This window comes from Nocardiopsis camelliae (genome assembly GCF_028993595.1).
GTDB lineage: Bacteria > Actinomycetota > Actinomycetes > Streptosporangiales > Streptosporangiaceae > Nocardiopsis > Nocardiopsis dassonvillei.
Genome location: NZ_CP118614.1, coordinates 3114954 through 3127427 on the forward strand (window position 1 = coordinate 3114954; position 12474 = coordinate 3127427).

Sequence of the window (12474 nt, forward strand, 5' to 3'; positions counted from 1 at the left end):
GACCGCTCTCTACTTCGGTCTCCGAGGCTTTTTTGTGCCCAGGTGCCGGACCAGCCTGCCCGGTTACTTACGAACGATGGATTGGTGCCTTGCTTCCGTCCCTTCCAGGACGGGAGGCGAGCCATCGTCCTTTGGCTGAGGAGAGGGCGGCAGGTGTGCAAGGCGCCAAGGGAAGAACGGCCAGCGATGTTCGCGACTGGTTCGTGCTTCCCGAACACGACTATGCACATGCGCAGTTCAGGGATCTATAGAAACCTGGAAACTGTCACTGGAACGCACTTTGAGGTAGCATCGGGTTGCTTTCTGTTGTAGCTTGGTTTCATGCCCCTCAACGTGAAAAAGAAGTGGGTGCCCTTCGGCAAGGAGATGCGCAGGCTCCGCAGTGAACATGGTCTTTCCCTCGCTGAGGTGGGAAAGCGTCTCGGAGTGACGGGTGCTCAGGTTGGCCATCTTGAAAGGGCCACAAGGGTCCCAAAGCGGGACCATGTGGACAAGCTGGAAGCCCTCTATGCAACCGGCGGCGAACTCCTGTCCTTCTGGAAAGACACAATGCGCGAAGGGCGCGTACCGGATGGATTCCGAAGCGCCTTAGCTATGGAGCGGAAATCTAGGCATATCCGCGAATACCAGTCGATTCTCGTGCCGGGCTTGCTGCAAACCCCGGACTACGCCCGAACGCTCATCCGCGCTCGACGCCCACAAGCCACGTCCGATGAGGTTGAGGAACTCGTGGTGGCACGCATGTCTCGGATGGGAGAGTTGCAGGAACGTGGGACCGTCCTGTGGTGTGTGCTGGACGAAGTGGTGCTTCTAAGGCCGATAGGGTCTGAGCGCATCCTGGTAGACCAACTCCAGAGGATCACCGACCTTATCGAGGCCGGTACGATCCGACTTCAGGCTCTCCCCCTCGACAACCACCCAGGGTTGTGTGCCCCCTTCCGTATCGTGACCTTGAGTGATCAGAGGTCTGCGCTCTACCTGGAGAACGCTCGCGGGGGTGAGATTGTGGATAAGGCTGAGCAGGTCACCGAGATGTCGATGCTCTTCAGTGCGATGCAAGCTGAGGCGCTCACGACCCGTGCCACCCTTGAGATGATTCGTAGTGCGAAGGAGCAGCTGAAAGCATGAACGACTGGCACAAGTCCAGCTACAGCGACGGCACTGGTGGCAACTGTGTGGAGGTCGCGGAGGGTCTGGTCACCGGCATTCGCGACACCCAGAACCGGCAGCTGGGTCATCTGTCGGCCCCGGCGCCCGAGTGGACCGCTCTGCTCGCAGCGGTGCGCGTCCAGTAGCGGCACAGCGCGAACCGGCCCCGCCCAGGCGGGCGGGGCCGGTCTCATGTTGACACGCAGCAGAGGCTACTCCGACGACGCCATGCTGCCCATAGGCCGAAAGGCCCGGCCGGGACGTCAGCCCACAGCCGGAGCCCTCCTCACCGTTACGCCGGACTGGACCCGGCCCGGTGCTCGGCCCACGCCTCAGCCATCGCACCCAACCACTTCTCGTCCGCGCGCAGTTCAGCGAACCATCGGTTCAGCGGTGCGTTCGCCCGGGCGACGATCCTCAGACTCTCCGCGCTGGACCTCTCCCACGCGACCATCTTGGACACCCACGACTCCGCGGACTCCGGAGAGTGTCCAGAAGACACCAACTGCACCGCGAGGCACGTTGGCATGGCCGCCGGGTTGGCGCGGGTAGGCCACTCCCAGTTCACCAACCAGGCACCCTCCGCGCCGATGAGGAAGTTGTGGCCGTGGATGTCGGTGTGCGTCAGCGCGTCGCCCCTCAGGAGCTCCTTCTCCGCGTCGGTGTCGAAAGGGAGGGTGGACGTGCGCTCGGCTCTGGTGCCCCTCGTCATCTCAGACCGTTACCGAGCACGCGAGCGCTGCGGAACGTACCGAGGATCCCCATCTGTGACGGATCGTAGGGATGTGCCTGGTGGCCCGCTCGCGTAGCCGAGATCTCGGCCTCTGCTGCGGCGGACGCGCTCTCCGCACTAGCGGCCAGACGCAACTGCAGCTGGGCGCGGGTGTGCTCGAACTTCGACCTGCGCGGGTCGTCGGGGTGGGCCACCGCCAGCGCGCGCTCGGTCAGGGCCAAGGCCTCGGTGATCCCGTCCGGGCCCTCAGCGCCTTGGCCGAGGAACTCCGCCACCTGCACCAGCCGAACCGGCAGATGCGGACTGTTGGCGTCGGTCATCCCCAGGGCCTCGCGGGCCAGGCGCAGGGCCCCGGCCAACTCCGTGGGATCGGTGTTCGGATCCCGCGCGAACGCGGTTGCCCACCGGGCACCCAGGGTCCCGGCGAGTTGCTGACGGAACGTCGCGGCGTCGGGGTCCCCGCTCCCGCCCAGACGGATCGCCTCCTCCAGATGGTGGCAGCTGCCCTCCGCGTCGGCCGGGTCCTCGCCGTCCAGGTAGCGCATACCCAGGGCCAACCCCAGGACGTAGTGCGGCCAGGGGTCTGCCTCCCGGGCCCGTTCCAGGGCACGGGCCCTCTCCACCACCCCGTCGAGGCCCCCGCGGGAGACGTTGGGCAGGAGGATCTCGTCAAGGATTTCGGCGCGAACACGAGCGGGGTCTGACATCCTGTCCCCAGGGGGTCGTCGGGCACAAAGTGCCCATGCTACCGGGTGACGAGGATCACTCGTCATAGGGTGTTCCCGGGCCATGAGTACGCGGAATGGAGACGGTGTGTCCACCCCCTCACAGCAACTCCCCCTCCTCAACCAGGCCGTGGCGACCTGGTTTCGCATGGAGACCCTGATCGGCACGCCCCTCGGAGAGCAGGCGTGGCGGGAACACTGGGAACTGGTGCTGCGGCTGCGCAGGTCCTACGTCCTCTTCTGCCTGGGCACCGGGCTGTTCACCGCGGGGATCGCCGCCGTGTCGGTGACCCTGCTGGGCCTGGTATGGCAGCAGGGCGGGGATTTTCCCCTGTCCGTCCTACCCTTCGTGTTCACCCCGGTGATTCTGGGGCCGATGTGGAAGCGCAGGACGGCAGCGACGGTCGCCCCGTTCCTGGGCCAGCGCCGACACGTGTGGCCCCGCTGGCTGTTCGGACTGGTCTTCCCCGTCGTCCTCATCCTCGGAGTGTTCGTGCCCTGGAGCCCCGCGTGGGCGGTCCTGGCGGGGCTCCTGTGCTCCGCGCCCTGGTGGCTGAGCGCGACCCTGGAACAGCGGAGGCCCGCTCCGTCCTACCCGACCGAGTGGCTCGGCCCCTGACGTCAGACCCGAGCCAGACGTGGTTTCCGTACCACCGCCTCAGGGCACATGGTGCCGTATGGCTGACAGCGGCCCCCTCCAATCGCCGGCCCCCTCACCCCGGAGACCGCGTCTGCGTGACCGCGTCCTCTCCGTGACACCGGTGCTGGTGGTGTTCGTCCTGGTCGCGACCCTGGGGGTACGGTTCACCCGACCCGACATGGAGCAGTACCCCGACTACTCGGAACGGGCCCGGGCGGAGGTCACCCATGTGCGGGTGATACCCGGATCCGGCCAGGCGGGGATGGGGGCGCAGGACACCTTGGTGCCAGAGGTCGTCTACACGGTCCAAGGTGTGGCCCACACCGCCGAAGTGGCCGGGAGACTGCCCGAGGAACCGTCCGAGGGGGACGTGCTGACCGTCGCCTACGACCCCAGCTTCCCTGGGGAACCGGCGTCCCTGATCCTCGCGGCGGATCCCGCGCACAAGCGGCCACGGCTGCTCATCGCCCTGTTCCTCGGCTGGATCGTCTCGGTCGGTCTGGCGGCCCTCGGCGTCGTCGTCTGGCGCAACCCCTATGAGTGGACCCCCGTTCCGGGACGGGGCGGGGGTTGAGCAGGGATCTGTTGGTTTCGTGCCGGAGGGTTCCACGCCGTCGGGTGCGGGGCCTCGGCCTTGGGCTACCGGAGCCGATTCAGTTCGCACCCTCCCCGGCAGCAGACATGTGTGGGCCCATCAGGCTGCTCCGGCAGCGGCACGGCGCGAACCGGCCCCGCCCGGGCGTGGTGGGCGGGGCCGGTCTCACCTCACACGGACCCGAATCAGGGCTGGTCGCCGGTGTAGCGGTAGATGTTGTTGTTGGCGTTGACGCCCCAGACGGTTCCGTCGGCGGCCGCGCTGATCTCGGTCAGCCCTCCGGGGATGTTGACCCAGGGGTTGGCGTCGTCGTTGGTGAAACGGTAGATCGCGTCACTGCTGTTGACCCCCCACACGTTGGTGCGCGATCCCGTCGAGATCCCCGTGAGAGCCCCGGAGAGCTGCTTCCAGTGGGAGGAGCCCTGGTCGCCGGTGTAGCGGTAGATGTTGTTGTTGGCGTTGACGCCCCAGACGGTTCCGTCGGCGGCTGCGCTGATGTCGACCAGTCCTCCGGGGATGTTGACCCAGGGGTTGGCGTCGTCGTTGGTGTAGCGGTAGATGGACCCGCTGGCGTTGACGCCCCACACGTTGGTGCGGGAGCCCGCTGAGATCCTGGTCAGTGCTCCGGAGATCTGCTTCCAGTGGGAGGAGCCCTGGTCGCCGGTGTAGCGGTAGATGTTGTTGTTGGCGTTGACGCCCCAGACGGTTCCGTCGGCGGCTGCGCTGATGTCGACCAGTCCTCCGGGGATGTTGACCCAGGGGTTGGCGTCGTCGTTGGTGTAGCGGTAGATCGATCCGCTGGCGTTGACGCCCCACACGTTGGTGCGGGAGCCCGCTGAGATCCTGGTCAGTGCTCCGGAGATCTGCTTCCAGTGCGCCATGTCAATCGTCTCCGTTCATCGGGGGTATTGCGCTGAACCGTCAGGAACACCTGTGGCACGGCTGGCCCGGGGGCGACCGGTGCACCTGTGGTGCGACGCTGAACACGGAGGGTTTCGGCGGTCCGGACACCGGCCGCTGATCCCCCTTTCCTCTTCTGGAAAAGGGTCCGCTGAACGGGGTGGGCACGACGGTGTTCCGCTGCTTATCGGTGGAACCGCGGAATTTCCGACTCTCCCGACCTCGTGCGCCGCTTCCGTGAAGATGCCCGAGGGTGGGAGCAAGCAACCATCTTGGGCCCGTTTCGGCCAATGTCCAAAACATTATTCACGCGCGAAAAGATTCGTGATATTGAGATGGCAAATGCACTATGGGTGGAAAAAGATAAGATTTCCGAAATGTATTTCCGTGTGCCGAGGTGATGTTCGGAGGTGTGGAGTGGCCGGGGGCCAGGAGTCGGAGGCCAGTCGTGGGTCGGCCGAGGTCGTTGCCCGCGCGGGCTGTCCCGGTGGCGGCTCGGGGACTCAGCGGGAAGCGGTTCCGATCAGGGTTCCCACATGGTCGGCCTCCGGGGCCGACTCCTCCCGCACGCGCACCTCACGGAACCCGTGACCAACCAGGATCTCCTCCCACACCTCGGGTTCGTAGGCCCACCGGTACACCCACACCCGGCGGCCGTTGAACCCGCCTCCGTACATGCCCTGCACCCCGTACGACCCGCGAGTCCATGGCGCGCTCCGAATCGCGAAGCCGCTGGGTGTCCGGGGCGGGGTTCGCGGAGTCGGGTGTTTCCGGCCGTTTCTGCGTCTTTCCGAGGCGATCCCATGCCATGATTTTTGTGGTTCGATGATGACAACCGCCTACTACCGATGGGGAAGACACGTGGCTGAGCGCCAGACCGGCACGGTGAAGTGGTTCAACGACGAGAAGGGGTACGGCTTCATCACACCGGAGTCCGGGCCCGACCTTTTCGTTCATTTCAGGGCGATCGAGGGCACCGGCTTCAAGTCGTTGCAGGAAGGCCAGCGGGTCAGCTTCGAAGCTGTCCAGGGCCAGAAGGGGATGCAGGCGGACAAGGTCCAGGTGGAAGGGTAGGCAAGGCCCACCCGAACTGAAGCGCGCGAAGCCCCCGCGCCCGGTCGTCCGGGCGCGGGGGCTTCGTTGTGCGCAGCGAGGCAAGCGACGCGGAGGCGGGTTTCATAGCCGTTCGAGCCCAGGCCAGTTTCCCGGGGGCCGGACCCACCCGGCCGATTCCAGGAACCTCCCCGTAGGCGAGACCTCGGGTTTATCGATCCCCGTAAAGGACAGGCGCGCCACGCGGTCTCCACCGAGCCGGAGAGTCCGCATGGAAGGGATCTTCGGGGGCAGAAAGCAGGGACGGAGGTGCCCCCATGGACGTCCCGTCCATCCTGGCCGCATTGTTCATCGCCGTGGTCGTCACCCTCATGGGCCTGTTCGTGTGGAACGCGTCCACTGAGCGTCGATCACGTGCCGCGTCGATGAGTTCTTGGGCTCGACAGCACGGGTGGCGGTTCGAGGAGTCGGCCCCGTACCTGGCGGACCGCTTGGAGGGGTATCCGTTCGTGCGCGGGGACGCGGAGCGCAGGGCTGAGAACGTTCTCAGCGGGCGGCACCGTGGCCGGGAGTTCCTGCTCTACGACCGCACCCACATCACCAGCCAGCCCGGGCAGGGCGCGTTCGGATGGCGGGAGCGCACCGTCGCGGTCACCGAGGTCCAGTTGCACTCCGACGCCGTGCTGGCCTGTCACGAGCGGCGACCGTCCCTGCCCGCCTTCGACCTGGAGGACACCACCGAGGTGAGCACGGGCGACGACGTGTTCGACGCCGACTTCCGGACGCTGGCCAGCGACCCGGAGGCGGCCCGCGCGATCCTGACCCCCGAGGTCCGCCGGTGGCTCCGTGAACGGCCCCCGCTGGCCCGCCTGCCGTTCCGGTGCACGGGTTCCCGCCTGATCATGTGGGAGAACACCAACAGGACCACGGTGAACGCGCTGCGCGGGGCGGATCAGCTGACGGAACTGCTGGAACGCGTTCCTGAGAACGCCTGGCACACCTCATCCACCTGAACCGTCCTGCGGAATGCGCACGGGCGCGCTGCCCCGCACTGGTGCTTTTCCCGGCTAATCGGAGAAAGCAGAGCAAAACCGCACTATGTGAATTACCGCGCAAGGCAGGCAGTTCAGGCTTCTGGCATGTGCGGACTTGAGGGAAAATTACGCGAACTCGTGTTCGCTGCGCTAGCGTGTTCCCCGAAAAGGAAAATCCCGGTCGGTGCTACCAACACCGAGCCGGGATTTGGCCGACGCCTGAGCAAACAAGCGTCCGGCCGCGCCACCTACCTGAAAGCACCAGGAAGGCGACTCGTCGTGGAGTCTACCGCCCTCAGTCCCCGTGCCACCACCGAACGCCGTGATTCGGCCCGGTTTTTCGGCCCGCGTCAACGCCCCCGCGGGGCAATGCGCGGAATTGGTTTCATACCGGACATCTGGGTCAATGAAGCCCGCGAGGCCGGGCTCTTCCCCACATCCCGCTCCTTCGTCGCGGCCACGGTCATCGCCCGCGCCGCCGACCTCGACGGCCGCTGGTGCTTCCTCTGCCTGGACACCCTGGTCAGCCGGTCCGGCCACCTGCTCAGCCTCTCCGTGGCCAAGCGCGCCATCGCGGACCTCATCGCCGCCGGACTGGTCCGCAAACTCGACCCCGGCCAGACCCGTGCCTTCTTCGCCGAGGACATCAAGGAACGCACCCGCTCGCACGACCGCCTTCCGCTCGTCCTTGAACTCCGGATCCCCGCCGAGGACTTCCCCGACCAGGTGCGCGAGGAGATCAACGCCGTCCGCGCGGCCCTGGGGGAGGAGCCCCTCGACGAGACCACCCGCCCCCGGATCAGGAAGGCCGCGACGGTTCGAATCGACCTCGGCGACGGGTCGAATCGACCCACACACCTGTATCCCATTCACCTCTCCTCCGACGAGCGCCCCGATTCCGTCCGGAGGAGCCCAGGTACAGCAGAGCGGCCCGAACCCGCGCGGCCGAGCACGCACGGACGTCCTCCACACGCGCATCCCCGGAACGCACCCCCTCCGCATGTCCAGCCCTCGCAAGGACACCCCCTGCTCCGGCACGTCCCCGACGCCGCCCTCAACGACCCGCGCACCGACCGGGCCGCCCTGACCCGCGCCCTGCTGCGCCTGCGCGGCGCGGGCCTGACAGAGCAGGAACTCACCGCCCTCGTTCGGGGCGTGGAGAGACTGCGCCGCCCCTTTCCGGCCCTGATGCTGCGCCTGCGCGGCCCGGTCGAAGCCCGCGCCTTTCTCGCGGGAGTCCTGGGCCGGGGGATCGCGCCCACAACACCCTGGCAGGCAGGGATTCCCGCGTCCCGAAGGCCCGACGAGGGGCGCGATCCCGATGACGGCGACCCCTTCGCCCGTCCGCCGGGGTTCGACGTGGACGCCCGGGGCACGGCAGTGCGCACCTGTCCCGAGCACCCCGGTGTTCGCAACGTTCCCGGCGGCACCTGCCGGGTGTGCGGAGGCCCCTGCCGGTCGGTGCCGGGCGAACTCCTGCACCCACCGGCCCCGCCTCGACCACCCGATCCGGGCAGGGGAGGGGAGGAGCCGGACATCGCGGAACCGGTGGGTGAGGGGTCCTGCGAACTCGAACCGGCCCTCACCGAACGCATCCTGGTCTCGCTCACGGGAGGCGGGCCGATCGCCGCCGATGAAGCCCCTCCACGTGAGACAGCGCCCGCCCACTCACCCGCGCGTCAGGCCATCATCGACCGGCTCCGCCGACAGCTCGCCGCCTGATGCCCCGGTGACGGGCACGGCCCGGCGGTCACGCGACCCGTCACCGGGCCTGGAGCGATGCGAGGAACTCGTCGGTCCTCTGGACCTCGTCGCGGTCGTAGGTGCTGACGTTGGCGAGCAACTCGGAACCGCCGGTGCGGTCGAGGAGGTCGGTGAGCCCGTCCGCCACCTGCTCGGGAGTGCCCGCGATCGCGGAGTCCATCCAGCCCTGCACGTCCCTGCGCTTCCTGTCGCGGTTCGTCTCGCCGAGCAACCGGCGCACCTCCTCGACGGGCCGGAGCGCGCGGAACTCCCCGACCTCCCGCGAGTCCGCGTACGCCCACGCCTCGGGCAGCAGCAGGTCGCGGGCGCGCTCCTCGGTCTCCGCGACGGAGACGTCCACGTTCACGACCAGGTAGGGAGCGGGCGCGGTCGGGCTCGGACGGAAGTCCTCGAAGTACGCGGCGATCCTGCCAGGGTCACGAAGAACCGGCCCTCCGACCACCGCCGGAAGCCCCAGCTCGGCTGCGAGTACCAGCCCCTCCCGGACGGCGAGCAGGAACACCGGCGGAGGCGCGACACCGGGCCTGGCGGTGATCCCGGCCCGGCCGCTCAGGTACTCGCGGACCCTTTCGACGTCGGCCGGGTACTCGCCCTCGCCCAGGGCGGTGCGCCCGAGCGCACGCCGGATCGGAGCGGTGAAGCCGAGCGAACCGCCCAGTCCCAGGTCGATCCTGCCGGGGAAGAGCGCCTCCAGGAGCAGCGCCTGCTCAGCTATCACCAGCGGGCTGTGGTTGGGGACCATGACCCCGCCCGTGCCCAGGCGGATATCGCGCGTGCGGGCGCCGATGGCCGCGAGCAGCACGGTGGGGGCCGAGCTGGCGATACCGGGCACCGCGTGGTGTTCGGCGGTCCAGAACCGGTGGAACCCGAGTTCCTCCGCTCGCACGGCCCTCTCGACGGTCGTCGCGATCGTCTGCGCGTCGGACTCGCCGCTGCGCGTCCGTGAGCGGTCAAGCAGGGAGACCCGCATCGGTCCTCGCCTCCGTCCGTGTGGTGGGACAGCGCATCTTCCTCCGCCCGGAGCGTACTCGCCGCGAGCCCTGCGGGCCGGAAGGATCTCCGGCCCCGGGAGCACCAGCGGCCCCGCCCGTGTGCTCACAGGCGTTCCACTCTCACGGACAATAGTTGCGATCTACATCGTAAAGGCAGTGGTTGGCCGTACCCCTTCGGAGTCCGATCCCGTACAGCGCACGCCGATGGGAAAGGGTCCGGCACCGAAGTCGCAAGGCGCCGTCAGTCCTCAGTCAAGGAGCGCGAACCCCGGCCGCGCCGGCGGCCGGGGCCCGCTTCCGCAGCACCGTCAGGGGTTGGAGTACATCTGCACCACGACGCGGTCGAAGCGGCGCGCCTTGAGGTCCTCACGGGTGATGGTCCAGTACAGGATTCCCATCGGAACCCCGACCCACTGCGCGAGCAGGACCCAGTCCTCGGGGTCGGAGCCGGGCCCGCCCTCCTCCGGGTCCGCCGAGGCGCGTGCCGGGTCTCCGTAGCCGTCGAAGTCCGCGGCGTATCCGCCGATCTGCCACTCGCCGCCCTCGTCGGACTGCTCGGACCAGACCTCCTGCAGCGTCTCCGCGTGGGGGTGCAGGGCGAGGGCCTCCTCCTCGACGGGGCAGGAGGGCAGTCCCACGCCGGGGATCAGACGCAGGTCACCGGTGCGCCGCAGCTCCTCGTCCAGGTCCTCGGGGGAGTCGTACTCGTAGGGCTCGTAGCTCGGTGAGACCTCCCGCTCCTCCACCGGCGTCCCCGCCGGGACGTACACGGCGCCGCCCGGAATGACGAACTCGTCCAACTCGACGTTCGCGAACAGGAGCACGTGGCCGTCGGGCGGTAGCGGGATGTCGGTGGCCTCCGGCGGGATCGCGGCCAGGTCGAGCGTCGCGATGAGCTGGTGGTCGTCGCGGTTGTCGGGGTCGTCGTCATCCCACACCGTGCCCGGGGTGGGCGCGTCCGGCGGGAGCATCAGCGGAGTGCCGAGCCTGCCGACGACCGTGCCGGTGCCGTCGCGCGCCGTCCGCAGCTTCGGGCGGGCCAGCCCGAGCCACCGGTCGACGTCGGCCGCCGGAACCCCCTTGCCGAGCGCCTGCTCCCGGAACCGGTCCAGCCACCAGAGCACCGACGCGGGCAGGGCCCTCACCGACGGGTGCAGCACCCCCGCGCCGAACTCCCAGCCGGGCTCCGGCCCCACCACGCCCGGCTCGCCCAGCCCCGCGAGCCACTCCGCGGCGGACGACCGCGTCCGGGCGTCGGCGTCCGACAGCGCGGCCGCCGCGGCCGCCCGGGCGTCCGGGTGGTCGCCGAGCACACGCCGGGCCGCCAGGCGGTGGCGGTTCGCGCCGAGCGCGAGCGAGGTCAGGCGCGGGACCAGGGCCTCGGGGGCGGTGGGGAAGCGTTCGAGGATGGTCAGGATCATCGTCGCCGTGTCCACGGCGGAGTCGTCCGGATGCCGCTTCCCGTCGCCGCCGTCGAGGTACTCGTCCGCCAGGTCCAGGCGCTCGGCGAACAGGGGCCACCAGCGCTCGGCATTCTCAGGGGACAGGAAGGCGCCGATCTTGCGCCTGTGGTGGTCCGTGCGGGTGACCAGGAGCGAGGCTGTCCGCCGGTCCGCGTCGGACAGCCCGGCGGCGCGGAACGCGTCCCGCAGGGCGCGGACGTCGGGCATCAGCGCCAGCCGCCCCTCGACGCGGTGCCAGGAGCGGTCCCCGTCGGTGCCGCCCCCGGCCCCCAGCGCCCGCAGCTCCTCCGCCAGGTCCGCGTCCTGGGGAGCGGCGACGTCGGGCACGGGGACGGCGGCCTCCTCGGTTCTCAGCGCCCGCACCCGGGAGGCGGTCCGGCGCAGCAGCCGCTCGCGCTCCGGGTCCCTCGGCCCGGCGCCGTCATCGGCCAGGGCCTCCTCGATCGCCGCGACACCGCCGTCGAGGTCGGCCAGACGGGCCAGGACGTCCGGCAGGATGTCCGGCGGCGCGGTCCGCAGGTGCCGTTGCAGCAGGTCCACCTGCCGGGGGCCGTCGGTCCGGGCCAGCGCGGACAGCGCCTGAGCGCGAACGCTCGCCTCGGCGTCCACCGCCAGTTCGGCGGCGAGTTCCGCGTGCGCCTCCGGGCTGTGCGCGCACCGGTCCGCCACGTACCTGCGAGTGTTCAGACCGGACCCGGTGACGACGTCCGCGAGCGCGTCGGAGTGCCGGGCGAGGAACGCGACGCCCGCCTCGCTCTCCAGAAGCCGGTGCCGACGAAACGGCCAGTAACCGGAGTCCGAGTACAGCAGCGCCGACAGGGCGGCGTGCACGGGAGTCCGGCCGGGTTCGCCGCCCGCCCGGGCGACCTCGGTGAGGGTGTGGGGGTCCCACCGCCGCTGGACGTCGTCGGCGTCGGTCCCGTCAGTGCCGGTCCCATCAGCGGAGCCGTGGACACGGAGCACGTCGTCGGCCAGCACGAGGAGCCACGACGGCTCCCCGGATGACGGGGCGTTGCCGGTGACCGCGTGCAGTACCTGCCCGAACCGGACGAGCAGGTCGATCGGCGCGAACCGGTAGACCACCAGCCGTGCCGCGTCGGCCTCCCGCAGCGACCAGCCGGGATGCGCGTCGGCGACGGCGGCCAGTCGGTCGGCCGACCAGACCGCGTCCGGTTTGGCGACCATGTCGGCGCCGGTCGGCCGCTCCCGCAACGCCGCCAGGGCCTCCGGGCGGGTGCCGCTCAGCACGTGCTCGACGACCGGTTCGTGGGCCTCGGACACCCGCAGCGGCGCGAGGCAGTTCCGCACCGCTGACGCCATCCGGGCAGCGGTGTCCGTACCGCCGCCCGAACCGGCCGTTCCTGCTTCAGATTCGTACATGCCGGAAGACTAGGGGCAAGTTCGGACACACGGTTTCGCGACCATG

At 69.3% G+C, this 12474-nt stretch carries 13 protein-coding genes; 7 read left to right on the forward strand and 6 right to left on the reverse strand.

What is annotated here, in order from left to right; translation table 11 throughout:
* Positions 1 to 321 precede the first annotated feature (321 nt).
* Positions 322 to 1128 (forward strand): helix-turn-helix domain-containing protein, encoded by an 807-nt coding sequence (locus PV789_RS13605; RefSeq protein WP_274977777.1) that lies wholly within the window; start codon positions 322 to 324, stop codon positions 1126 to 1128.
* Positions 1125 to 1295 carry a DUF397 domain-containing protein gene (locus tag PV789_RS13610; protein ID WP_274977778.1) on the forward strand — a complete coding sequence of 57 codons (171 nt, stop codon included), beginning with the start codon at positions 1125 to 1127 and terminating at the stop codon, positions 1293 to 1295. Before PV789_RS13605 ends, PV789_RS13610 begins: the two co-directional genes overlap by 4 nt.
* Before the next feature lie 146 nt (positions 1296 to 1441).
* On the opposite strand, the gene PV789_RS13615 is transcribed toward PV789_RS13610, so the two are convergent.
* Complete coding sequence (locus tag PV789_RS13615) at positions 1442 to 1861, reverse strand: hypothetical protein (RefSeq protein ID WP_274977779.1); 420 nt, start codon at positions 1859 to 1861, stop codon at positions 1442 to 1444.
* Positions 1858 to 2589: a hypothetical protein gene (locus PV789_RS13620; RefSeq protein WP_212640090.1), complete on the reverse strand. Its 732-nt coding sequence runs from the start codon at positions 2587 to 2589 to the stop codon at positions 1858 to 1860. Before PV789_RS13620 ends, PV789_RS13615 begins: the two co-directional genes overlap by 4 nt.
* 106 nt (positions 2590 to 2695) lie before the next feature.
* Between PV789_RS13620 and PV789_RS13625 the strand changes: the two genes are divergently transcribed.
* Complete coding sequence (locus PV789_RS13625) at positions 2696 to 3226, forward strand: hypothetical protein (protein WP_274977780.1); 531 nt, start codon at positions 2696 to 2698, stop codon at positions 3224 to 3226.
* A gap of 133 nt (positions 3227 to 3359) precedes the next feature.
* A complete protein-coding gene (locus PV789_RS13630) occupies positions 3360 to 3821 on the forward strand; it encodes a DUF3592 domain-containing protein (protein WP_274977781.1) in 462 nt (153 codons plus the stop codon).
* 206 nt (positions 3822 to 4027) lie between these two features.
* On the opposite strand, the gene PV789_RS13635 is transcribed toward PV789_RS13630, so the two are convergent.
* Both PV789_RS13635 and PV789_RS13640 read right to left on the reverse strand, forming a co-directional pair.
* The gene (locus PV789_RS13635; protein ID WP_274977782.1) at positions 4028 to 4723 is read right to left on the reverse strand and encodes a tectonin domain-containing protein; all 696 of its coding nucleotides are present in this window, start codon (positions 4721 to 4723) and stop codon (positions 4028 to 4030) included.
* 522 nt (positions 4724 to 5245) lie between these two features.
* Entirely contained in the window at positions 5246 to 5419 is a 174-nt protein-coding gene (locus PV789_RS13640) for a hypothetical protein (protein WP_368045827.1), read from the reverse strand.
* Between the two features lie 151 nt (positions 5420 to 5570).
* Between PV789_RS13640 and PV789_RS13645 the strand changes: the two genes are divergently transcribed.
* The 3 genes from PV789_RS13645 (at position 5571) to PV789_RS13655 (ending at position 8551) form a co-directional block, all read left to right on the forward strand.
* A complete protein-coding gene (locus PV789_RS13645; RefSeq protein ID WP_274977783.1) occupies positions 5571 to 5816 on the forward strand; it encodes a cold-shock protein in 246 nt (81 codons plus the stop codon).
* Between the two features lie 296 nt (positions 5817 to 6112).
* Complete coding sequence (locus tag PV789_RS13650; protein ID WP_274977784.1) at positions 6113 to 6808, forward strand: type III secretion system chaperone family protein; 696 nt, start codon at positions 6113 to 6115, stop codon at positions 6806 to 6808.
* Between the two features lie 390 nt (positions 6809 to 7198).
* Positions 7199 to 8551: a hypothetical protein gene (locus tag PV789_RS13655; protein ID WP_274977785.1), complete on the forward strand. Its 1353-nt coding sequence runs from the start codon at positions 7199 to 7201 to the stop codon at positions 8549 to 8551.
* A gap of 40 nt (positions 8552 to 8591) precedes the next feature.
* Here the strand turns inward: PV789_RS13655 and PV789_RS13660 are convergent, their stop codons facing one another.
* Together PV789_RS13660 and PV789_RS13665 are read right to left on the reverse strand one after the other, a co-directional pair.
* Positions 8592 to 9563, reverse strand: coding sequence for an MsnO8 family LLM class oxidoreductase (locus PV789_RS13660; protein ID WP_274977786.1), 972 nt, complete (start codon positions 9561 to 9563; stop codon positions 8592 to 8594).
* Positions 9564 to 9893: 330 nt separating this feature from the next.
* Positions 9894 to 12428: a DUF1963 domain-containing protein gene (locus PV789_RS13665; RefSeq protein ID WP_274977787.1), complete on the reverse strand. Its 2535-nt coding sequence runs from the start codon at positions 12426 to 12428 to the stop codon at positions 9894 to 9896.
* Between the last annotated feature and the right edge of the window lie 46 nt (positions 12429 to 12474).